Consider the following 19,867-nt stretch of genomic DNA (forward strand, 5'->3'; position numbering starts at 1 on the left):
CGGCGGCCGGCCGTCGACCGGCGCCCGGCGCCCGGCGCTCACGCGTGCCGGAACCGGATCTCCTGGCCGGGTCGCACCTGCGCGAGCACGTCGAGGGAGCCCGGATCGACGATGGCGACGACCGGGTACCCGCCGGTCACCGGCCGGTCGGCGAGGAGCACGGTCGGCACGCCGGCACCGGTGACCTGGATGGCGCCCGCGACCGTCGGCTCGCTCATCAGCTCGCCCGGCACCCGGCGCTCCAGGGCCGGACCCTCGAGCCGCGCCCCCACGCGATCGGCGGATGGGGAGACGCGCCAGCGCGATTCGTGCAGCACGGCGAGCGCGGCATCCGTCACCCAGTCGGCGCGCGGCCCCGGCAGCAGGCCGAGGGTGACCGATCCGACCGGCGGCGGGTAGGCGGCGTCGTCGTCGAGCAGCGGCACGGATGCCGCGGGCTCGGGTCCCACCGCGAGCACACGTCCCGCACCGACGGGCTCGGGCCCGATCCCCGCGAGCGTGTCCCGGCTGCGCGATCCGAGCACGAGCGGTTCGTCGATCCCGCCGCGCACGGCGACGAGGTAGCGCAGCCCGCGTTCCGCGGCGCCGATCTCGACGGCCTCGCCGGCGCGCACGCGCGCGGCACGGTAGGGCCCGACCTCGCGGCCCGCGACGCGCACCGACCCCCAGGCTCCGGTGACCGAGAACCACACGTCGCGGTCGGGCGCGAACCTGAGCCCGCCGAGCACGACCTCGAGTCCCGCGACCCCGTCTGGATTGCCGACGAGGCGGTTCGCGAGCGCGAGCGCGCCCCGGTCGAGCGCGCCGGAGGGCGCGACCCCCAGGTGGGCGCGGCCCGGACGCCCGAGATCCTGCACCAGCACGAGTCCGGCGGTCGCCTCGACGCGCAGCGCCGTCATGCGGGCGCCTCCCGGAAGCGGACGACCCGGCCCGGGACGAGCAGCGCGGGCGGGTCGGCGTGCGGGTCCCAGAGGGCGGCGTCGGTCCGCCCGATGAGGCGCCACCCGCCGGGGCTCTCGCGCGGGTAGGCGCCGGAGAACGCGCCGGCGAGGCCGACCGCGCCGGGCGGCACGCGCGTGCGCGCGACGTCCAGGCGGGGCACGTCGAAGGGCCAGTCCTCGGCCACGAGGTAGCCGAACCCCGGCGCGAAGCCGATGAATGCGACGCGCCATCGCGTCGCGACGTGCCGGGCGACGAGGTGCTCCGGCGTCACGCCGAGATGGTCGGCGAGTCCCGCGAGGTCCTCCCCGCGGTAGTCGACCTCGATGACGAGGGCGTCGGGCGGCGCTCCGACGGTCGGCGTCGCGGGGCGCTCGCCCGGCGTCGGCGCGACGGCCGGGAGCGCGTCGCGCACCGCGCTCCGGACCCAGCTCGCCGCCGACTCGAGCGGGAACCGCTCCGGGTCGACCGCGACCAGGAGCGTCCGTGCCGCGGGGACCAGCTCGACCACGCCGTCGGGCGGGTCGGCGGAGAGCGCGTCGTGCAGCGCGAGCACCTCGTCGAGGCCGTCGCACTCGACGAGGATGGCCGAACGCCCGGAGGGCAGCAGCCGCGGCTCGGGACGGCTCATGCGAACGGCCGCACGTCGTGGCCCGCGCTCGCGAGCGCCGCCCGGACGGCGCGGGCGATGCCGACCGAGCCGGGGGTGTCGCCGTGCAGGCAGAGCGAGTCGGGCGCGAGCTCGACGCGGGCTCCATCGGCGGCGGCGATGCCGCCGGTCTCGACGAGCTCGAGGGCGCGGTCGGCCGCGCGGGCGGGGTCGTGCACGAGCGCATCGGGGTGCTCGCGCGGCACGAGGCGGCCGTCGGCGAGGTAGCCGCGGTCGATGAAGGCCTCGCGGGCGTAGCGGATGCCGGCACCCGCCGCCGCGCGTTCGAGTTCGCTCTCGGGGGGCCCGAGGACGACCATGCCCGGAACGGCCGCGGCGAGCGCGTCGGCGACCGCCGACGCGGCCGCGGCATCGGCGGCGAGCCGGTGGTAGAGCGCGCCGTGGGCCTTCACGTAGGCGACCGTCGCACCGACGGTCCGGGCGAGGCCGTCGAGCGCGCCGAGCTGGTAGACGACCTCGGCCGCGAGCTCGTCGACGGAGACGTCGAGTGCACGCCGGCCGAACCCCGCGCGGTCGCGGTACCCGGGGTGGGCGCCGAGGACCACCCCGTGGGTGACGGCGAGGCGTGCGCTGCGCAGCATCGTCGACGGGTCGCCGGCGTGGAACCCGCACGCGACGTTCGCGCTCGAGACGACCTCGAACATCGCCTCGTCGTCGCCCATGGTCCACGCGCCGTACGACTCGCCGAGGTCGGCGTTCAGGTCGATCGCGCGCTGCATGCTCCCATTCTCCCGCGCCCTCCCGCAGACTGGGCAGAGGAGTACGACGACCGGACCGGGGAGGTCGCACATGCGCGGACGCACGGGGCGGACCCGGGCCCGGGTCGCGCTGCTCGCCGCGACCACGACGATGCTCGCCGGCTCCGGCGCCCTGCTCGCGGGCTGCGCGCCCGACGCGGGCTCCGGTCCGGTGGTGAACGCCCCGACCGACGCTCCGACCACGACGCCCTCCGTCTCGGCGCCTCCGGCCGTGCGGCCCGTGGGCGACGTCGAGACGCTGGCGAGCGGGCTCGAGGCGCCGTGGTCGATCCTGCCCCTGCCGGACGGCGGCGTGCTCGTGAGCGAGCGCGATCGCGGGCGGATCGTCGAGGTGCTCGCCGACGGCGGCCTCCGCGAGGTCGCAGTCCTGACCGACGTGGTCGCGGGCGGGGAGGGCGGACTGCTCGGGCTCGCGTTCCTCCCGGGCGACGGCGACGACCGGGCATCCGTCTTCGCGTACTTCTCGACCGACTCGGACAATCGCATCGTGCGGATGCCCCACACCGGCGAACCCGGCGACCTCGGGCTCGGCGAGCCCGAGGTCGTGCTCGACGGCATCCCCCGCGGCGGACGCCACAACGGTGGACGCCTCGCCGTCGGCCCCGACGGCTTCCTGTACGCGACGACGGGCGACGCGGGCGACGGCGACCTGTCGCAGGATCCCGACTCCCTCGGCGGGAAGATCCTGCGGATGACGGCCGACGGCGAGCCCGCCCCGGGCAACCCGTCGGGCACCCTCGTCTGGAGCCTCGGGCACCGCAATCCGCAGGGTCTGGCATGGGATGCCGCTGGCGGCATGTGGGCGGCGGAGTTCGGCCAGAACACGTGGGACGAGCTCAACCGCATCGAGCCCGGCGGGAACTACGGCTGGCCGATCGTCGAGGGTCGCGCGGGCGACGCACGGTTCCGCGACCCGGCCGTGCAGTGGCCGACCTCCGAGGCGAGCCCGAGCGGCATCGCGATCGTCGGCGACACGGTGGTGCTCGCGGCGCTCCGCGGCGAGCGACTGTGGTTCGCGTCGCCGGCGCTGACGTCCCCGACCGAGGTCGACGCCGCGTTCGATGGCGAGCTCGGGCGGATGCGCGACGTGGTCCCGGGGCCCGACGGCGAGCTGTGGGCGCTCACGAACAACACCGACGGGCGGGGGTCGCCGCGCGAGGGGGACGACCGCCTGGTGCGGATCCCGCTCGTCGACGCCGACTGAGCGGCCCCCGTTCGGGGGACCACCGGATCGGCCCCCGGCAGACCTCCCGGGGATATCCTCGATCGCATGGCGGATCTCGCGAGGGTTCGGATCTGGGCTGAGGCGCTCATCGCCCTGCACCTGGACCCCGCCGTGTGGAGCTTCGCCTTCGACAACGCCAAGAAGCGGGCGGGCCTCTGCAACTACACCGCCAGGCGGATCTCGGTCTCGCGCTACCTCGCGTCCCGGTACGACGACGACGAGATCCACCAGATCCTGCTGCACGAGGTGGCGCACGCCATCGCCGGCCCGCGCGCGGGCCACGGGCCGCGGTGGGCGACGATCGCCGCCGACATCGGCTACGTCGGCCGGCGCACGCACGACGGCGCCGTCGCCGACGAACTCGCCCCCTGGGTCGGGCGCTGCCCGGTGGGGCATGAGCACTACCGCTACCGCGAGCCGAGTCGACCCCTGAGCTGCGGGCTCTGCCGCAGGGGCTTCGACCGACGGAACCTCATCGTGTGGCACCGGCGCGAGATCACCGCGGCAATGCGGCGCGCGGCCGCGAGCGCGGCCGCCGACTGAGCCGCGACTCGGGACCGCGAGCCCGGCGATCGGGTCGGTGACCGTGACCCGATCGTGGCGATCGCGACCGCGCGCAGCCGGTAGTTTGGTCCGGTGCCCGTCTCGACCGTCTCGATCCCCGTCGGCCAGTGGTTCACCGACGACAGCGGGCGGTGGTGGTTCGACTCCGGTTCGTTCGCGCTCGACTTCGCCTACACCGGAGGGATCCCCGTCGCCGTCGCCGTCGCCCCCGCACGGCTGAACTCCCCCGACGACCTCACCGCGTGGATGCGCGACCGCTTCCCGATGCCCGTCGCGCCCGCGCGCTCCCGCGACCTGTTCGACGCGACCTCGCTCCGCGACGCGATCGCGCGCCTGGCGCTCGCCGCCGGTCGCGGCGGGACGCCGGCCACGGCCGACATCGACGTCGTGAACCTGTACGCCGCGACGCCCGACATCCCGCCGACGCTCGACGGCGGCTCCCGGCAGGCCGGTCGGTCGGTCCAGACCGTCGGCCAGGCGCTCTCCACGATCGCGCGCGATGCGGTCGACTGCTTCGGCGAGTCGAACCACGGCCGGGTGCGAATCTGCGCCGGCGACTGCGGCATCGTCTACCTCGACACCTCGCGCGCGGCGAGCCGCAGGTGGTGCTCGATGCAGCGCTGCGGCAACCGGGCCAAGGTCCGCGCGCATCGCGCTCGGAAGTCGGGGAAGGTCGCGCTCAGCGCCGCCTGACGACCCGCGCAGTCGCTCCCGCATCCCGGGTCGCGGCCCGGCGCAGCACCACGGGGTCGATCCCCGCCGCGATGGCCTCGCGCCCGCCGACCGACGCGGTCGCGAGGTGCGCGACGGCGCGGCGGAGCCCCGTGTACGACGCGCAGGCGACTGCCGCCTCCGGCGACGTGTCGTCGATGCCGAGTTCGGCGAGCGCATCGATCACGGCGCCCGCTGCGAGCAGGTCGTCGGCTGCGAACCCGCCGTCGGCGCGCCCGGCGGCGACGATCGCCAGGAAGGCGCGGCGCCCCAGGCGCTCCTGCTCCGCGAGGATCCACGCCGCGGCGGCCGCGGCGTCGGCGAGGCCCGCGACGAGCACTGCGCCGGGGGTGTCGGCGAGCACGTCGCGCGGCACGAGGAGTCCGGGCGCCCCGCCGTCCGTGGCGGCGCCGCCCGCGGCATCCGTCACCTGGTCGACCCACACGAGGACGTCGGCCTCCCGCGCGATCCGGCGCACGCCGCCCGTCCCGTGGTCGAATCGCACCTGGTACTTCGACTGCGCCGAAGGGGGCACCGCTGCGTTCGCGGTCGTGGAGTCGGTCGTGGTCGTCTCGCTCACCGCGTCAGGCTACGCGATGGCCGCGGCACCGCCCACTCGTAAGGTGGATGCATGACCTCGGATGTCGATGACCGGCCCGTCACGATCGTCACCGGCGGCGGCCGGGGCATCGGCCGTGCGATCGCCGATCGGCTCGCGGCCGACGGGCACGACCTGGTGCTGACCTACCGCGAACGCCGCGACGATGCCGAGTCGGCGGCCGACGGATGTCGCGCGATGGGCGCCCGCGTCGAGCTCCTCCAGCTCGACCTCGCCGACCTCGACCGCGCGGCCGAGATCGTGCCCGAGGCCGTCCGGCTGTTCGGACGCGTGACCGGCCTCGTCAACAACGCGGGCATCACGGGCATGATCGGGCCCTTCCTCGACGGGTCGATCGAGGAGGCCGAGCTCGTGTTCCGCATCAACGTCCTCGCCCCGATGGTGCTCTGCCGGTCCGCGATCGCGCACATGTCCACCGCCGCCGGCGGCGTCGGCGGCTCGATCGTGAACATCTCCTCCGGCGCGGCGACGCACGGCGCGCCGAACACCTACATCCCGTACGCCGCGAGCAAGGCCGCGCTCAACGCGATGACGACCGGCCTCGCCAAGGAGTTCGCGGCGGTCGGCGTGCGCGTGAACACGGTCTCGCCGGGTACCACCCGGACCGAGATCCACGCGGCAGCGGGCCGGCCGAACGCGCCCGACGAGCGCGCGGGCAACATCCCGATGCGCCGCCCCGGGGAGCCGCACGAGATCGCCGGCGCCGTCGCCTACCTGCTCTCCGACGACGCGTCGTACACGTCGGGTGCCGACATCCTGATCGCCGGCGGCAAGTAGGAGGGCGCGCGTCCCGCGGACGTCAGCGGTGCAGCGCCGCGTAGTGCGCGAGCGCCTCGGCGTCGCTCGCCCTGGACGCCGCACGTCGTGCCGCGTCGAGGGCGGCGACCGGATCGGACTCGCGCCGGGCGATGCCGAGCTGGCGTTCCGCCTCGGCGAGCCGCGTGCGCGCGTCCGCTCCGGCGAACGCTCGGGCCCGCTCGAGCGCCTCGCCCGCGACGCGGACCTGGCTCTCGGCGATGGCGATCGCACCGGGCAGCGCGCCGCGCGCGCCGGCGAGCCGGTCGTGGGCGCGGCGGGCCGTGGCGCGGACCGCCTCGAGCCGGTCGCGGGCAGCCCGCAGCCGGTCGCGTTCGGCGAACGGGTCGTCGGCACGGTGCTCTCGGCCGACGAGCAAGGGCGACAGGTCGCCGATCGTCGCGGCGAGCGCGGCACCCGCCTCCGGGTCGGCGGCGCCGTCGCGCTCGCGGCGCGCGGCGATGAGCTCCTCGTCGAGTCCGGCCGCCTCGCGTTCGGCGTCGTGCGCCGCGGCCGCGAGGTCGAGTTCGACGTGCTCCACCCGGTCGAGCTCGCCCTCGGCGCGCTGCAGCGCGTGGGCGGCGCGGTCGAGGAGGCCCGCGACGGGCTCCCCCGGCGCCTCGGCGATCCGCCGTGCGCCCTCGTCGAGTGCGGCGGAGGCCGCCGACAGGTCCTGCTCGGCCCGAGCGAACGATCCGTGCGCCCCGGCGAGCGCCGACGCCGAGAACCGGGTGCCGAGGCGTTCGAGGGCGGATGCGGCATCCGCGCGCCTGGCGAGGAGCCGCCGTTCGCGCTCGCGGAGCACCGGGGTATCGTCGGCCGCACCGCGTTCGGCGGCGCGCCGCGCGGAGAGCTCCGCCTCGGCGTCGGCGAGCGCGCGCTCGACGGAGTCGCACAGCGACGCGATGCGGGAGCTCCAGGTGCGGCGCTCCGCCGCCGTGGCCCGACCGCCGTCGTCGATGCGCTGTTGCAGCAGGAAGGCCTCGCGCAGCCATCCGCGCGCACGGTCGACCGTCTCGCCCAGTCCGCGGGCCGCCTCGGGCCCGAACTGCGCCTCCGCGAACCGGATCTCCTGCACCGCGTCGCGCACGGCCTCGTCGGCGCCGACCAGGCGCGCCTTGGCGGACGTCTCGAGTTCGCGCGCCGCCGCGGCATCGCGCGCCTCGCGTCGCGCGCCGAGCCGGCGGAACCCGATCACGCCGGCGACGAACGCGAGCGCGGCGGTGCCGAACACGACGAGGGAGGGCAGCCAATCGGCGGCGTCGGCCATGGTCGGGAGCCTACCGGGACCGTCGGCGACCTCGCCGAGCGGTCGCCGTGCGACGCCCGTGAATCCGGCGCGGCCACTTGGACGCGCCATCCGTCGCCCCCTATGGTCGTGCCATGCGGGTGCTGCTGAAGCTGACCCTGGACTGCGATGCGGATGCCGCGTGGCGCGCGATCCGCAGCCCGGCCGTGCTGCGCGAGGTGGTCGCGCCGTGGCTCGACTTCGAGTCGCTCGAGGCCGAGGGCTTCCCGGCGACGTGGCCCGAGGGGCCGCACCGGATGCGCGCGCTCGCGTTCGGCATCGCCCCGAGCGGCGAGGAGTACGTCGACGTGTCGTACCCGGGCGGGCTGCCTCCCGGCGTGCGGATGCTCCGCGACGGGGGCGGCGCCGTGACCGGGCCGCTCTCGGCGTTCCGGCACTGGGACCACCGCATGGCGATCTCGCCGCTTCCCGACGGGCGGACGCTCTACCGCGACCAGCTGCGCGCGAGCGCCGGGGCCCTCGACGCCCTCTACTGGTACCCGACGTGGGCGTTCTGGCAGTACCGCGGCCGGCGGCTGCGGCAGCTCGCGCCGACGTGGGCGTACGACCCGCCGGGCACGGCCGATGCCGAGCGCACCGAGGCGGTGAGGACCGCGCGGGCCGCTCGTGGCGGAGACGCCGCCGAGTCGATCGCCCGGGGCGCCGGATCGTGACCGCGTCGATCGGAGCGCTGCAGCTCGCCGATTGGCGCCGGCACGTGTTCGCGCTGTACGCGGGCGTCCGGCACCTCAGCGTGCACGACCCGGCGGCGGGGCACGAGCTGTGGCGCTCGGGCCGCGACGAGCTGTTCGCGGGGCACCCGCAGTCGCCGCTGCTGCCCGACGACCGGGCGGGCTTCACCGGACTCGACATCGCACCCTACGACCCCGACTGGCGGTTCGAACTCGACGTGCGCCGGCCCGACGAACCGCAGCGGATGGTGGTCGACAGCTCGACCGACGGCAAGATCCCGTTCTCGCTGGTCGGCACGGTGCGGCTGCCCTACCTCGGCACGCTCGACGTGTGGCGGCTCGCCGCGTACGGCGGCGGGCTGTTCCTGCCGGTCAAGGACGGCCTCGCGGGCATGCCCGGCGGCACCTACGGTGGCGGCCGCTACCTGCTCGACACCGTCAAGGGCGCCGACCTCGGCTCGGCCGGCGACGACGACAGCCTCGTGGTCGACTTCAACTTCGCGTACAACCCGTCGTGCGCGTACGACCCGTCGTGGTCGTGCCCGCTCGCGCCTCCGGGGAACACGCTCCGCGAGCCCGTGCCGGTCGGCGAGCGGATGCCGCGCTGAGTGCTCGCACAGCCTTCCGGATCCACCTCCTGCTATGGTTGGCGTCGGCGAGCGCGATGAACGCGCCGCCTGCGTCGTAGACACGCTTCCGGGCCTCGAGCCCGTTGACTTCATACGGCGAACGGATTCGCCGCCCGGCGTCTTCGCCACCACCCACCGCCGGGTCCATCCGCCGCTGCCGCATTGTGCACCGGCGCATCCGGCCGTGCCCTCCCGAAACGGACCCCCTTGACCGACATCACCTTCGGCGCGCTCGGCGTGCCCGCACCCCTCGTCGCCGCCCTCGCGGCGGACGGGAAGACCACCGCCTTCCCCATCCAGGCCGACACCCTGCCCGACACGCTCGCCGGACGCGACGTCCTCGGCCGCGGCAAGACCGGCTCCGGCAAGACCATCGCGTTCGCGCTGCCCATGGTCGCGCGCCTCGGCACGACGCTCGCCGGCGGCCGTCGCCGCGCCGGTCGGCCCCTCGGCCTCGTGCTCGCCCCCACCCGCGAGCTCGCCACCCAGATCACGGCGACCATCGAGCCCCTCGCCGCCGCCTACGGCCTGAAGGCGACGACCATCTTCGGCGGCATCAGCCAGAAGCGCCAGACCGACGCGCTCCGCGCGGGCGTCGACATCGTCGTGGCCACGCCGGGTCGCCTCGAGGACCTCATGAAGCAGGGCTTCGCCCACCTCGACGCGGTCGAGATCACGGTGCTCGACGAGGCCGACCACATGGCCGACCTCGGCTTCCTGCCGGTCGTGACGCGCATCCTCGACAAGACCCCGTCGGGCGGGCAGCGCCTGCTCTTCTCGGCGACGCTCGACAACGGCGTGGACCGACTCGTGAAGCGCTACCTGCAGAACGAGGTGCTCCACTCGGTCGACGAGGTGCACTCGCCCGTCGCCGCGATGACCCACCACGTGTTCCAGGTCCCCGACACCGACGCCAAGCACGAGCTCGTGAAGACCCTCGCGTCGGGCACCGGCCGCCGCATCCTGTTCATGCGCACCAAGCACCACGCGAAGAAGCTCGCGAAGAAGCTCACCGAGCAGGGCATCCCCGCGGTCGACCTGCACGGCAACCTCTCGCAGCCGCAGCGCGACCGCAACCTGGCCGCGTTCGGCGACGGCTCGGTCAAGGTCATGGTGGCCACGGATGTCGCCGCGCGCGGCGTGCACGTCGACGACATCGAGCTCGTCATCCACGTCGACCCGCCGACCGAGCACAAGGCGTACCTGCACCGTTCGGGCCGCACCGCGCGTGCCGGCAGCGAGGGCGACGTCGTGACGATCGCACTGCCCGCCCAGATGGACGACCTCGGCAAGCTCCTCCGCAAGGCGGAGATCCGCGTGACGCCCGAGAAGGTCGTGCCGACCACCCCCAACGTCGTCGCGCTCGTCGGCGAGGTCGCCCCGTACGTCAAGCCCGCGCCGCGCGACGCGAAGCCGCAGCAGGGCGGTGGCCGCTCGCAGGGCGCGAATGCGCAGCGCAAGCGCGCCGCACGCGACGACCGGGCGGCGGGCGGCGCACAGCCGTCCGGCCAGGGTCGCCGCAGCCGAGGCCGCGGGGGTCAGTCCGACGTCGCGCCCGCCGCGCCTCGACGCGACCGTTCGGGTCGCCCCGCCGAGGCCAGGTCGCACGCGCCGAAGCAGGGCTCCGGCCAGTCCCGCGGCGGCCAGGCGGCCGGCGCGCAGCGCGGAGCATCCGCCCACGGGTCGCAGAAGCAGCCGCTGCGGGTCGGCAGCCTCGTCTCGCCCAACCGCAGCACCCGGACGAACCGGCGCGCCCAGGGCTGAGCCCCGAACTCCTCGACGGCCCCGCACCCGACTCGGGTGGCGGGGCCGTCGTCGATTTCGCCCGTGGTGGCGGGCCGGGTTAGCCTGAGCCCCATGAGCACCGAAGTCGTTGCCGATGTCGTCATCCGCCCCATCCGTGATTCCGACGCCGAGGCGCTCGGCCGGGTCCACGCGCAGTGCTGGCACGAGGACTACGACCAGCTGGTGAGCGCGGCGACGCTCGAGAACCTCTCGCCGCGCCGGATGGCCGAGCTCTGGACCCACTGGATGAGCCAGGGCGACGAGTTCACGCACGTGGCCGCACTCGTCGACGGCGAGATCGTCGGGTTCGCCGGGGCGGGCCCCGCCCGCGACGAGGATGCTCCGCGCGAGCGCGAGCTGTTCTTCATCCACCTCCTCGACGCGCACCACGGCAAGGGCATCGGGCAGAAGCTGTTCGACGCGACCGTCGGCGAGGGCTCCGTCTACCTCTGGGTGCCGTCGGCGAACGAGCGCGCGGTCCACTTCTACGAGCGCAACGGCTTCACGGCCGACGGCGTCTCCCACGACGAGCCGTTCCTCGGCGAGAGCATCCACGAGGTGCGGTTGGTGCGCTGACGCGCAGCCCGCCACCGGAGGCGGCGCCGGCGGCACCCGCCTCGCGGCATCCGCTCAGTCGAGTGCGCCGACCGCGGCGAGCGCGCGACGCAGCAGTGCGCCGCGCCCGCCCTCCATCTCGGCACCGAACGTCTCGCTCGCCGCCTCGGCGGGCGAGACCCACGTGACTTCCAGCGCGTCCTGGCGCGGTTCGCACGTGCCCGTCACGGGCACGACGTAGGCGAGCGAGACGGCGTGCTGGCGCTCGTCCGTGAACGGCGAGATGCCCGGCATCGGGAAGTACTCGGCGACCGTCGCGGGCACCGGGCTCGCCGGCAGCTGCGGGAACGCCATCGGACCGAGGTCCTTCTCGAGGTGGCGGAACAGCGCGTCGCGGATCGTCTCGCCGTACATCACGCGCCCGGAGACGAGCGTGCGCGTCATCTCGCCGACCGCGTTCGCACGGAGGAGGACGCCCACCTCGGTGACCTGGCCGACGCCGTCGACGCGCACGGGCACCGCCTCGACGTAGAGCAGCGGCAGGCGGCCGCGGATCTCGGCGAGCTCGAGGTCGGAGAGCCAGCCGGGATTGGCGGGAGGCTGGACGGCGGGTTCGTCGTCGGGGTTCCAGTCCGGGTCCGGGGTGCGTACGGCCATGGGTCGATTCTGCCCCACGTGTCGCGAGAGCGGCGGGAACCGCGGCGTCAGCCGCGACGAGTGGGGCTCTCGCGCCGGGGTACGATGCCCGGATGCGGATCGACGACGAGGCGGTGATGTGGTCGGCATCGCCGGCCGACCGGGCCGGCCGGCCCCTCCTGGTGCTCCTCCACGGCTACAACTCGCACGAGGGCGACCTCTTCGGCCTGAGCCCGTACCTGCCGCTCGAGCCCGCGATCGCCTCGCTCCGCGCCCCGATCTCGACCGGCTACGGCCACGCCTGGTTCCCGCTCCTCGCGCAGGGCGAGGAGTTCGCGATGACCGGTGCCGAGGAGGCGACGACCGCCGTGATCGAGTGGCTCGACCGGGTCGCGCCGGGCGAGGCATCCGTGGGCCTGCTCGGCTTCTCGCAGGGCGGGGCGATGGCGCTCGAGCTGCTGCGCCGAGCGCCCGAGCGGTTCGCGTTCGCGGTGAGCCTCGCCGGGTTCGCGCTGCCGGGCACGCGTGAGGGCGACGAGCGGATGGCGGCGCTCGCGCCGCCCGTCTTCTGGGGGCGCGGCACGGTCGACGAGGTGATCCCGTCGACGTCGGTGGTGCGCACGCAGGAGTGGCTGCCCGCGCACGCGTCGCTGGACCAGCGCGTGTACGAGGGCCTCGGCCACTCGGTGTCCGACCGCGAGATCGGCGACGTCCGGGCGTTCCTCGCGGCGCGCTACGCCGCCTGACCCGCGTCGGGTCACGTCGCGTCGCGGCTGCCCGGCCTCGGGCCTCGGGCCTCGGGCCTCGGACCGCGGGCCTCGGGCTCAGACGCCGGCGCCGCCTCCGCCGCCGCCGCGACCCTCGTCGCCGCGCGCGGCACGCTCGGCGTCGCGCTCCGCGATGCGTCGCTTCTCGGCGCGCACGCCGGCCTGACGCGAACGCTCCTCGACGAGCCACGCGGGCGGCGCCTCGAGCAGCGCCTTGATCTCGGCGGTGGTCAGCGGGTCGGTGATGCCGGCGCGGGCGAGACCGGAGTTCGAGACGCCCAGCTTCGCGGCGACGACGCCCCGCGGGTGCGGGCCCTCGCGTCGCAGGGTCGCGAGCCACTCGGGCGGGTCGGCCTGCAGGGCGGCGAGTTCGTCGCGCGTGACCGGCGAGGCGCGGAAGTCATCGGGCGTCGCATCGAGCAGGACGCCGAGCTTCTTGGCCGCCGTCTCCGGCTTCATCGACTGGGACTGGCGGGGCTTGTCGGCGTTCACCCCTCCACGCTAGTCGCGTCGGCGTCCGGGCGCGCATCGGGACGTCGGCTCGGCCCGCCCGGCGCTAGCCTGAGAGGGCCGCGCACGCGGCGGGAATGAGGACGAACGTGTCGCTGCGGCTGAGGTACGTCGCGGGGGTGAGCCCCGCGAAGTGGCTCCGGGCCTGGGCCGACCGACGGCCCGACCTTCCGCTCGAGGCGACACGGGTCGACGAGGCCGGTCAGCTGCTCGAGCTGCGCGCCGGAGCGGCCGACCTCGCGTTCGTTCGCCTGCCCGTCGACGGTGACGAGGAGGAGCTGCACGTCATCCCGCTGTGGGAGGAGGTCGCCGTCGCGGTGCTCCCCAAGGACCACGCGTTCGCGGAGGCGGAGTCGCTCGTGCTGGCCGACCTCGCCGACGAGCCGCGGGCCCCCGAGCAGGAGGACCCGGCGATGACCGTCGAGCTCGTCGCGGCCGGGACGGGATGGGCGATGATGCCGCACGGCGTCGCCCGCCTGCACCATCGCCGCGACGTGGTCGCGGTCCCGGTGACGGATGCGCCGACCACGCGCATCGCGCTCGTCTGGCGGGTCGCCCGCGACGACGAGGACATCCAGGAGTTCGTGGGCGTCGTCCGCGGCCGCACCGCGCGCAGCTCGCGGAGCGGCGGGCAGGTGGAGGCCACGGGCCCGTCCGGCGATGCGCGGACCGATCGCCGCGGCGGCGACAAGCGCGGCGCCGGCGGATCGGGACGCACCGCACGTGGGAGGCACGGTGGCGGAGCCGGCGGCGCCCGCAGGGCGGGCGCCCAGGGTCGGCGGAAGGGCGGCAAGCGCCGATGACCGGGCCGCGCGACTTCCTGTTCCTCTCCGCACGACCCGAGGTCGAGGCGGTCGGCCCCGAGTACGAGTCGGTGCGCCGCGCGTCGGGCCTCGACGCGGGCCGGCTCGACCACGTGCGACTCGACGTCGAGTCGATCGGCGACCTCGATCCGCGCCGGTACGCGGGCATCGTCGTCGGCGGCAGCCCGTACAACGTGACCACACCCGAGCAGGGCAAGCATCCGACGCAGCTCCGGGTCGAGGCCGACCTGGCCCGCCTCGCCGAGCGCGCGCTGGCCGCCGACCATCCGGTGCTGTTCACCTGCTACGGCATCGGAATCCTGACCCGGGTCCTCGGCGGCGAGGTCGGGACGCTCTACGGCGAGGAGGCGGCCCCTGTCGAGGTCACGCTCACCGACGCCGGCCGGAGCGACCCGCTCGTGGGCGTGCTGCCCGCGCGATTCGACGCCCTCGTCGGCCACAAGGAGGCCACGAGCCGCCTGCCCGACGACGTCGTCCACCTCGCCCGCTCGGCGGGATGTCCGGTGCAGGTCTTCCGTGCCGGGACCAGCGTGTACGCCACGCAGTTCCACCCGGAGGTCTCCGCGGCCGACTTCATCGCCCGCGCCCGGGTGTACCGGCACCACGGCTACTTCCCGGCGCACGAACTCGAGACGCTGCGCGACCGCGTGAACTCGGCATCCGTCACCGAACCGCAGCGGATGCTGCGCCGCTTCGTCGAACTCGCCGACGCCCGCACCGCGGGCTGACCGGTCCGCGACCCGGCGGACCTTCGGCTCCCCGTCGGCGGGCCGGATCGGGCAGCCTCGGAGTGGAACGCGGATCGGAGGCGCGACATGCACGAGACGACGGTCGTCGGATGGGACGGAAGCGAGACCGCCGAGACGGCGCTGGCCTGGGCCATCGGCCGAGCGGAGCGGCAACCGGAGGGCGCGCGGTCCCTCGAGCTCCTGCGCGCAGTCGACCCGAACTCCATCGCCGGGGACGATCGCGAGACCGCGGAGCTCGTCAGGGTCGCCGAGACCGAGGCCGCGGCCGCAGTTGCGCGGGTCAGGTCGGAGCATCCCTCGCTCGACGTCGCGTTCGAGGTGCTGCGTGATGAGCCGGGCGACGCGCTCTGCGATCGCACGGGCGACGACCGGCTCGTCGTCGTCGGTGCCGAGAACGGCCGGACGGACGAGTTCTGGCACAGTTCTCGCCTCGGGGTGCGGCTCTGCGGCATGGCCGGCGGCCCCGTCGCGGTGATCCCCACCGGCGACGTGCGGCCCCGCTCGGGAGTCCTCGTGGCCGTCGACCACGGGCCGGCCGCCCGGGACCTGTGCCGGTTCGCTGCGGCGTACGCCGTCTCCGTCAGCGAAGCGCTGCACGCGATGCACGTCGGCTCCCGATCGCACACGGTCGGCGACGACGTCGAGGAGCTCGAGGAGGCACTCGCCCCCGCCCGGCACGAGCACCCCGACCTCGAGATCGTGACGCACGTCGAATCCGGTCCCGTCGCGGCGATGCTCCTCCGGCGGGCGCAGGATCACGACGCCGTGATCGTGGGCTCGCGCAGGCTCGGCCCCGTGCGCCGGCTGTTCCTGGGATCGGTCAGTCACGCGGTGGTCACGAACGCGCGCTGCCCCACCATCGTCGTGCCGCCGACGCACGGATCCCGGTCACCCGCCGGCTGACCGCGCCGAACGGGCCCTCCGGACGTCCGACGGCCCGGTCGACGCGAGGTCGACCGGGCCGTCCGGTGGAGCTTCGTGGGTCAGGACTTCTTCCGACCGACGATGAGTCCGTAGATCAGCAGCACGATGATGGCGCCGCCGATGGCGAGCAGCCAGGTGCTGAGGTCCCAGAACTCCTCGAGGCCGACGCCGAACAGCACGCTGCCGAGCCATCCGCCGAGCAGGGCGCCGATGACGCCGAGCAAGAGGGTGATGAACCAGCCGCCGCCCTGCTTTCCGGGCAGGATCAGCTTGGCGATCGCTCCAGCGATGAGGCCGAGGAGCAGGAATGCGAGGAAACTCATCGATTCTCCTTCCGTTGCTGCCAACTGTCCTCCTGAATGCTTCCTGAGTGCAAGAGGTTGTGCGGGTGTGTCGACCTCCTGTACTTGCGGGCCGCGCCCGAGCGGCGCGAGTCTGGCTGCATGGGGGCACGCGCGCACGCCTGGGTGCTGCACGTCGACCTCGACCAGTTCATCGCCGCGGTCGAGGTGCTGCGGCATCCGGAGCTCGCCGGCCGGCCCGTGATCGTCGGCGGGCGCGGCGACCCGACCGAGCGCGCCGTCGTCTCGACCGCGTCGTACGAGGCCCGCGAGTTCGGCGTCGGATCGGGGATGCCGCTGCGGATCGCCGCCCGGAAGGCGCCGGACGCGGTGATCCTGCCGGTCGACGCGCCCGCGTACACCGCGGCATCCGCCGAGGTCATGGAAACGCTGCGGGCGCACCCCGGCGCCGTCGTGCAGGTGCTCGGGTGGGACGAGGCGTTCGTCGGCGTGGACGTCGCCTTCCCCGAGGCGACGGCGCGAGACCTGCAGCGCGAGGTGCTCGAGCGAACCGGACTGCACTGCAGCGTCGGCATCGGCGACACGCTGCTGCGCGCGAAGGTGGCGACGGGGTTCGGCAAGCCCGGCGGCGTGTTCCGACTCACGGCGGCGAACTGGATGGCGGTCATGGGCGAGCGGCCGGCGACGGCCGTGTGGGGCATCGGATCACGCATCGGGAAGCGGCTCGCCGCGCACGGCATCGAGACCGTGGCCCAGCTCGCCGACGCCGACCCGGAGGTGCTCGTCGCCGAGTTCGGTCCGCGGATGGGGCCGTGGTACCGGCAGCTCGGTCGCGGGGAGGGCACGCGCGTGGTGGACGACACCCCGTGGGTGGCCCGCGGCCACAGCCGCGAGACCACGTACCAGCGGGACCTCACCGAGCCGGAGCAGGTCGAGTCCGCGCTCGGCGACCTCGTCACGCGGGTGATGGCCGACGTCGCCGCGGAGGGTCGCCCGGTCATCGGCCTCACCCTGAAGGTGCGCTACGTCCCGTTCACGACGAAGACGTTCAGCCGGCGCATCAGCCCGCCCACGACCGACCCCGACGAGGTGCTCGCGCACGTGCTCGAGCTCGCGGCCAAGCGCGACGCCTCGCGGGCGGTGCGGCTGCTCGGCCTCCGCGCCGAGATGCCGATGCCCGAGGACGCCCGCGACGGGCACACGCCGAGGCGCAGCGGGTGGTGACCCGCATCACGCCCCGGGCGGGCACCCAGCGGCCGAGTACTCGTCGGATCGGCAGGGGATGTCCCACCCGTCGAGCCCGCGGAAGACGTCCTCCTTGCTCTGATCCAGGTTGCAGGTATCGAAATTCCAGGTCGTCGCGCAGCTGGAGGCGGGCGAATGGAACAACTGGTGGACGAACTCGTCCTTCACGTGGAGGAACAGGCCGTCGTACAGTCCCCAGCACGCACCCTGCGCATTCGAGCAGTATTCGGTGTCGTCGCCGGCCGCGTACACGTTCCAGATCGCGGGCGTCAGCATCTGCCACGTCGAGATCGTGTAGGAGCGCAGCGACGCGGCCGTCATGCGGGCCTCGACGTCCGCCTGCGGTTCCGCCCAGACGAGGGCCTCGATGAGGAGGTCGCCGGCCGTCAGGCGGCCGTAGTCGGCGGCGACGGCCGCGCGAGCGTTCCCGTTGCCGGTGAGGGCGTCCTGGTACGACGTCTCGAGGCCGGCCTCGATCTTGAGGTAGTCGCCCTGCAGTTCGCCCGTGGTCGGTGATGTCGCGAATCCGACGCCCGCCGAGATCGCCGTAGCGACGAGCCCACCCACGGCCGAACCTGCGGGTCCGCCCGCGACCGCCGCCGACCTGATGACTCCCCCGAAGATGTTGAAGACGGAAGCCTCGAGGCTCGCCTTGGAGCTCTCGGAATACTGCAGGCGCGTGGTCGTCGCGTCGAAGCTCTTGAGCGCGATCATGTCGGTGATCCGGCCGCGCACGACCTCGAACCAGTCCGCCACACCCTTCGCGGCACCGATCTCGGCGAGCAACTGCGCCTGCATGGGCGTCCAGACGCTCGCTGCCACGCCGAGCTGGCTCGCCGTGAGCGCTGTGATCGTGGTCGTCCAGCACGTGAACGCCCCGTCATCGGCCGTCTGATAGGCGGTGCGGAGGTCGAAGCCGGGGTCGATCGTGCCGCCGAACATGGAGTTCAGCTGGTCGTAGGCCTTGCCCGCCGCCCCAGTGCTGTAGTCGGGGAACACGGCCGACGGGCTCTCCCACGCGAGGCCCTTCGTGTTCCAACGGTACGTCTGCACGCCCGTCGGCCCGCGCCCGATGACCTCGGCACGCGGGTCGGGGATGTGGGAGGAGCCGCCGACCTGCGACGTGAGGCCGATCTCGCCGACGAGGATCGTCGAGTAGGACATCTCCCGGTGCCATCCGGCGTCGTCCGGGAACGGGCCGGAGGCGCCGAGCTCGACCCACTTGCGCTTCGAGGTGTGCAGCGACCAGGTGTGCAGGCCGTCGGAGGCGCGACCGATCAGCTCGGCGGCGCCGTCGCCGTCGATGTCTCCGGTCTGGATCGTGACGTAGTACTTCGCCTGATTCCATCCCCCCGCATCGGTGAAGTCGGTGGTCAGGTCGGGCAGCGGAACCCAGGAGCCGTCGACGAACCGCCACGCGACGATGCCGTCCTTCCCGCGACCGAGCACGTCCGCGGCCCCGTCGCCGTCGAGATCCGCCGTCTGGATCGTCGAGTAGCGCGCCTCCGATTTCCAGCCGTCGGCGTCGCTGAGATCGCCGAGGACCGGCAGCTCCGTCCAGGACTTCGCGACGGGATCGTACGTGTACGCCTCCAGTCCGCCGCGGTTGCGCGCGAGCACCTCGTCGCGCCCGTCGCCGTCGAGGTCCGCCGCCTGCAACGTCGAGTAGTACTCGGGCTCGTCCCAGTGCGGCGTGATGAACGTGTCGAGCGTCGGCAGCTCCGCCCACGTGCCCGCGGATGCCTCGGCCGGCGACGGCTGGTACTGGAACACCTTCACGCCGCCGGGGGTGCGGCCGAGGACCGATGCACGCTGTGAGCCGTCGATGTCGGCCGACTGCAACGTCCTGTAGTACTCGGCCCGGTCGAGCCCCTGGGAGTCGGTGAACCGGTCCAGCGTCGGGTACGACACCCACGAGTGGGAGTCCGGATCGAAGGACTGGACGACGACGCCGTGCGCGCTGCGACCGAACACCTCCACGCCGGCGAAGCCGTCGATGTCGCCGGTCTGGATGGTCTCGTAGTAGCGTGCCTCGGTCCAGCCGTCGGCGTCGCTGAACGGTGCCGCGTCCAGGGAACCCAGTGGCAGCCACTGGCCCGTGTCGTGGTCGAACCCCTGCAGGTCGAGGCCGTTCGCCGTCCGGCCGAACAGCTCGGAGAGCCCGTCGCCGTCGACGTCGCCGAGCTGGATGGTGTCGTTGTACTCGGCGGGCGCCCACTGCGTGTCCGACCAGGTCGGCAGCGCGAGCCCCGGTGTCGCGTACGGACCGGACGGCGATCCAGCGGCGATCGGGCTGACCGGCGTTCCGGCCGACGGCGCGGATGCGCAGCCCGGGTCACCCAGGGGAGGCCGCTTCGCCACCACGGGCGCGCCCACGGCCGGTGAGCCCACGGCCACCGGGACGACCAGCGCGGCGACCGCGACGAGGCCGATGGCCGATGGCCGTGCCCCGCTGCTCCGCCTGGGCCGGCGGTCGTGGTGGCGATGGCGGTGACTCGCCGCGGCGGCGGCTTCCGCTCGAACTCGGCTCAGGAACCTCTTCACACCAGTCATCGATCATCCTCACGCGCGTATCACCGCACCCCGAGGCTCCGCGAGCAGTCGTTCCCGACGCACAAGAGGTTCGGTCACCCAGTTCGCGGGCCACGGTATTGAGAGGTCGCCGACAGGCGCAAGGACC

The 19,867-nt window shown here is 74.3% G+C and carries 22 protein-coding genes; 13 read left to right on the forward strand and 9 right to left on the reverse strand.

Translation table 11 applies throughout. The annotated features are described in order from the left end of the window. Positions 1 to 38 precede the first annotated feature (38 nt). The 3 genes from ACFVHK_RS06340 to ACFVHK_RS06350 are packed head-to-tail and all read right to left on the reverse strand — an operon-like array spanning position 39 to position 2,328. A complete protein-coding gene (locus ACFVHK_RS06340; protein ID WP_376928072.1) occupies positions 39 to 899 on the reverse strand; it encodes a 5-oxoprolinase subunit C family protein in 861 nt (286 codons plus the stop codon). Further along, a complete protein-coding gene (locus ACFVHK_RS06345) occupies positions 896 to 1,570 on the reverse strand; it encodes a 5-oxoprolinase subunit B family protein (RefSeq protein WP_376928073.1) in 675 nt (224 codons plus the stop codon). The genes ACFVHK_RS06340 and ACFVHK_RS06345 overlap by 4 nt, the downstream gene beginning before the upstream one ends. Next, the gene (locus ACFVHK_RS06350) at positions 1,567 to 2,328 is read right to left on the reverse strand and encodes a LamB/YcsF family protein (RefSeq protein ID WP_376928074.1); all 762 of its coding nucleotides are present in this window, start codon (positions 2,326 to 2,328) and stop codon (positions 1,567 to 1,569) included. Before ACFVHK_RS06350 ends, ACFVHK_RS06345 begins: the two co-directional genes overlap by 4 nt. A gap of 70 nt (positions 2,329 to 2,398) precedes the next feature. Here ACFVHK_RS06350 and ACFVHK_RS06355 point away from each other — a divergent pair, with 70 nt between their 5' ends. From ACFVHK_RS06355 to ACFVHK_RS06365, 3 genes are all read left to right on the forward strand, one after another. Beyond that, positions 2,399 to 3,571: a PQQ-dependent sugar dehydrogenase gene (locus tag ACFVHK_RS06355; protein ID WP_376928075.1), complete on the forward strand. Its 1,173-nt coding sequence runs from the start codon at positions 2,399 to 2,401 to the stop codon at positions 3,569 to 3,571. A 66-nt stretch (positions 3,572 to 3,637) separates the two neighbouring features. Then, complete coding sequence (locus tag ACFVHK_RS06360) at positions 3,638 to 4,135, forward strand: SprT-like domain-containing protein (protein WP_129235868.1); 498 nt, start codon at positions 3,638 to 3,640, stop codon at positions 4,133 to 4,135. A 93-nt stretch (positions 4,136 to 4,228) separates the two neighbouring features. Then, positions 4,229 to 4,849, forward strand: coding sequence for a CGNR zinc finger domain-containing protein (locus ACFVHK_RS06365; protein ID WP_376928076.1), 621 nt, complete (start codon positions 4,229 to 4,231; stop codon positions 4,847 to 4,849). Here ACFVHK_RS06365 and ACFVHK_RS06370 read toward each other — a convergent pair. Then, positions 4,836 to 5,447, reverse strand: a complete 612-nt coding sequence (locus ACFVHK_RS06370; RefSeq protein WP_376928077.1) for a hypothetical protein — start codon at positions 5,445 to 5,447, stop codon at positions 4,836 to 4,838. The two genes, ACFVHK_RS06365 and ACFVHK_RS06370, sit on opposite strands and share 14 nt — an antisense overlap. A 51-nt stretch (positions 5,448 to 5,498) precedes the next feature. Here ACFVHK_RS06370 and ACFVHK_RS06375 point away from each other — a divergent pair, with 51 nt between their 5' ends. Further along, a complete protein-coding gene (locus ACFVHK_RS06375; RefSeq protein ID WP_376928078.1) occupies positions 5,499 to 6,263 on the forward strand; it encodes an SDR family NAD(P)-dependent oxidoreductase in 765 nt (254 codons plus the stop codon). A 22-nt stretch (positions 6,264 to 6,285) separates the two neighbouring features. Here the strand turns inward: ACFVHK_RS06375 and ACFVHK_RS06380 are convergent, their stop codons facing one another. After that, on the reverse strand, positions 6,286 to 7,551 hold the full coding sequence (locus ACFVHK_RS06380; protein ID WP_376928079.1) for a hypothetical protein: 1,266 nt from the start codon (positions 7,549 to 7,551) through the stop codon (positions 6,286 to 6,288). A 113-nt stretch (positions 7,552 to 7,664) separates the two neighbouring features. Between ACFVHK_RS06380 and ACFVHK_RS06385 the strand changes: the two genes are divergently transcribed. The 4 genes from ACFVHK_RS06385 (at position 7,665) to ACFVHK_RS06400 (ending at position 11,251) form a co-directional block, all read left to right on the forward strand. After that, positions 7,665 to 8,243 (forward strand): hypothetical protein, encoded by a 579-nt coding sequence (locus tag ACFVHK_RS06385; RefSeq protein WP_376928080.1) that lies wholly within the window; start codon positions 7,665 to 7,667, stop codon positions 8,241 to 8,243. Then, positions 8,237 to 8,869, forward strand: coding sequence for a DUF1684 domain-containing protein (locus ACFVHK_RS06390; RefSeq protein WP_242492411.1), 633 nt, complete (start codon positions 8,237 to 8,239; stop codon positions 8,867 to 8,869). The genes ACFVHK_RS06385 and ACFVHK_RS06390 overlap by 7 nt, the downstream gene beginning before the upstream one ends. Before the next feature lie 228 nt (positions 8,870 to 9,097). Continuing rightward, on the forward strand, positions 9,098 to 10,654 hold the full coding sequence (locus tag ACFVHK_RS06395; RefSeq protein ID WP_376928081.1) for a DEAD/DEAH box helicase: 1,557 nt from the start codon (positions 9,098 to 9,100) through the stop codon (positions 10,652 to 10,654). 93 nt (positions 10,655 to 10,747) lie between these two features. Beyond that, complete coding sequence (locus ACFVHK_RS06400; protein WP_129235811.1) at positions 10,748 to 11,251, forward strand: GNAT family N-acetyltransferase; 504 nt, start codon at positions 10,748 to 10,750, stop codon at positions 11,249 to 11,251. 54 nt (positions 11,252 to 11,305) lie between these two features. Here ACFVHK_RS06400 and ACFVHK_RS06405 read toward each other — a convergent pair whose 3' ends face one another. Then, positions 11,306 to 11,887 (reverse strand): NUDIX hydrolase family protein, encoded by a 582-nt coding sequence (locus ACFVHK_RS06405; RefSeq protein ID WP_376928082.1) that lies wholly within the window; start codon positions 11,885 to 11,887, stop codon positions 11,306 to 11,308. Between the two features lie 92 nt (positions 11,888 to 11,979). Between ACFVHK_RS06405 and ACFVHK_RS06410 the strand changes: the two genes are divergently transcribed. Next, the gene (locus ACFVHK_RS06410) at positions 11,980 to 12,612 is read left to right on the forward strand and encodes an alpha/beta hydrolase (protein WP_376928083.1); all 633 of its coding nucleotides are present in this window, start codon (positions 11,980 to 11,982) and stop codon (positions 12,610 to 12,612) included. A 78-nt stretch (positions 12,613 to 12,690) separates the two neighbouring features. Here the strand turns inward: ACFVHK_RS06410 and ACFVHK_RS06415 are convergent, their stop codons facing one another. Further along, a complete protein-coding gene (locus ACFVHK_RS06415) occupies positions 12,691 to 13,092 on the reverse strand; it encodes a DUF5997 family protein (RefSeq protein ID WP_376928317.1) in 402 nt (133 codons plus the stop codon). 128 nt (positions 13,093 to 13,220) lie between these two features. Here ACFVHK_RS06415 and ACFVHK_RS06420 point away from each other — a divergent pair, with 128 nt between their 5' ends. The 3 genes from ACFVHK_RS06420 to ACFVHK_RS06430 all read left to right on the forward strand — a co-directional run bounded on the left by ACFVHK_RS06420 (position 13,221) and on the right by ACFVHK_RS06430 (position 15,619). Next, the gene (locus ACFVHK_RS06420) at positions 13,221 to 13,946 is read left to right on the forward strand and encodes a LysR family transcriptional regulator substrate-binding protein (protein ID WP_376928084.1); all 726 of its coding nucleotides are present in this window, start codon (positions 13,221 to 13,223) and stop codon (positions 13,944 to 13,946) included. Further along, complete coding sequence (locus tag ACFVHK_RS06425) at positions 13,943 to 14,695, forward strand: glutamine amidotransferase (protein WP_376928085.1); 753 nt, start codon at positions 13,943 to 13,945, stop codon at positions 14,693 to 14,695. Before ACFVHK_RS06420 ends, ACFVHK_RS06425 begins: the two co-directional genes overlap by 4 nt. 87 nt (positions 14,696 to 14,782) lie before the next feature. After that, on the forward strand, positions 14,783 to 15,619 hold the full coding sequence (locus ACFVHK_RS06430; RefSeq protein WP_376928086.1) for a universal stress protein: 837 nt from the start codon (positions 14,783 to 14,785) through the stop codon (positions 15,617 to 15,619). Positions 15,620 to 15,699: 80 nt separating this feature from the next. Here ACFVHK_RS06430 and ACFVHK_RS06435 read toward each other — a convergent pair whose 3' ends face one another. Continuing rightward, the gene (locus ACFVHK_RS06435; RefSeq protein ID WP_129234808.1) at positions 15,700 to 15,963 is read right to left on the reverse strand and encodes a GlsB/YeaQ/YmgE family stress response membrane protein; all 264 of its coding nucleotides are present in this window, start codon (positions 15,961 to 15,963) and stop codon (positions 15,700 to 15,702) included. Positions 15,964 to 16,083: 120 nt separating this feature from the next. On the opposite strand from ACFVHK_RS06435, the gene ACFVHK_RS06440 reads away from it, so the two are divergent. After that, complete coding sequence (locus ACFVHK_RS06440; RefSeq protein WP_376928087.1) at positions 16,084 to 17,166, forward strand: DNA polymerase IV; 1,083 nt, start codon at positions 16,084 to 16,086, stop codon at positions 17,164 to 17,166. Positions 17,167 to 17,172: 6 nt separating this feature from the next. Here ACFVHK_RS06440 and ACFVHK_RS06445 read toward each other — a convergent pair whose 3' ends face one another. Next, entirely contained in the window at positions 17,173 to 19,740 is a 2,568-nt protein-coding gene (locus ACFVHK_RS06445) for an FG-GAP repeat domain-containing protein (protein ID WP_376928088.1), read from the reverse strand. Positions 19,741 to 19,867 lie beyond the last annotated feature (127 nt).

This window comes from Agromyces binzhouensis (assembly GCF_042672355.1).
Lineage (GTDB): Bacteria > Actinomycetota > Actinomycetes > Actinomycetales > Microbacteriaceae > Agromyces > Agromyces binzhouensis.

What these genes read in the sequence shown, in the direction of transcription:
- ACFVHK_RS06340 (WP_376928072.1), bottom strand. Translation starts at nt 899, where the DNA reads ATGACGGCGCTGCGCGTCGAGGCGACCGCCGGACTCGTGCTGGTGCAG.
- ACFVHK_RS06410 (WP_376928083.1), top strand. Translation starts at nt 11,980, where the DNA reads ATGCGGATCGACGACGAGGCGGTGATGTGGTCGGCATCGCCGGCCGAC.
- ACFVHK_RS06400 (WP_129235811.1), top strand. Translation starts at nt 10,748, where the DNA reads ATGAGCACCGAAGTCGTTGCCGATGTCGTCATCCGCCCCATCCGTGAT.
- ACFVHK_RS06355 (WP_376928075.1), top strand. Translation starts at nt 2,399, where the DNA reads ATGCGCGGACGCACGGGGCGGACCCGGGCCCGGGTCGCGCTGCTCGCC.
- ACFVHK_RS06350 (WP_376928074.1), bottom strand. Translation starts at nt 2,328, where the DNA reads ATGCAGCGCGCGATCGACCTGAACGCCGACCTCGGCGAGTCGTACGGC.
- ACFVHK_RS06345 (WP_376928073.1), bottom strand. Translation starts at nt 1,570, where the DNA reads ATGAGCCGTCCCGAGCCGCGGCTGCTGCCCTCCGGGCGTTCGGCCATC.
- ACFVHK_RS06405 (WP_376928082.1), bottom strand. Translation starts at nt 11,887, where the DNA reads ATGGCCGTACGCACCCCGGACCCGGACTGGAACCCCGACGACGAACCC.
- ACFVHK_RS06435 (WP_129234808.1), bottom strand. Translation starts at nt 15,963, where the DNA reads ATGAGTTTCCTCGCATTCCTGCTCCTCGGCCTCATCGCTGGAGCGATC.
- ACFVHK_RS06385 (WP_376928080.1), top strand. Translation starts at nt 7,665, where the DNA reads ATGCGGGTGCTGCTGAAGCTGACCCTGGACTGCGATGCGGATGCCGCG.
- ACFVHK_RS06440 (WP_376928087.1), top strand. Translation starts at nt 16,084, where the DNA reads ATGGGGGCACGCGCGCACGCCTGGGTGCTGCACGTCGACCTCGACCAG.
- ACFVHK_RS06425 (WP_376928085.1), top strand. Translation starts at nt 13,943, where the DNA reads ATGACCGGGCCGCGCGACTTCCTGTTCCTCTCCGCACGACCCGAGGTC.
- ACFVHK_RS06415 (WP_376928317.1), bottom strand. Translation starts at nt 13,092, where the DNA reads ATGAAGCCGGAGACGGCGGCCAAGAAGCTCGGCGTCCTGCTCGATGCG.
- ACFVHK_RS06445 (WP_376928088.1), bottom strand. Translation starts at nt 19,740, where the DNA reads ATGACTGGTGTGAAGAGGTTCCTGAGCCGAGTTCGAGCGGAAGCCGCC.
- ACFVHK_RS06380 (WP_376928079.1), bottom strand. Translation starts at nt 7,551, where the DNA reads ATGGCCGACGCCGCCGATTGGCTGCCCTCCCTCGTCGTGTTCGGCACC.
- ACFVHK_RS06420 (WP_376928084.1), top strand. Translation starts at nt 13,221, where the DNA reads ATGAGGACGAACGTGTCGCTGCGGCTGAGGTACGTCGCGGGGGTGAGC.
- ACFVHK_RS06430 (WP_376928086.1), top strand. Translation starts at nt 14,783, where the DNA reads ATGCACGAGACGACGGTCGTCGGATGGGACGGAAGCGAGACCGCCGAG.
- ACFVHK_RS06360 (WP_129235868.1), top strand. Translation starts at nt 3,638, where the DNA reads ATGGCGGATCTCGCGAGGGTTCGGATCTGGGCTGAGGCGCTCATCGCC.
- ACFVHK_RS06375 (WP_376928078.1), top strand. Translation starts at nt 5,499, where the DNA reads ATGACCTCGGATGTCGATGACCGGCCCGTCACGATCGTCACCGGCGGC.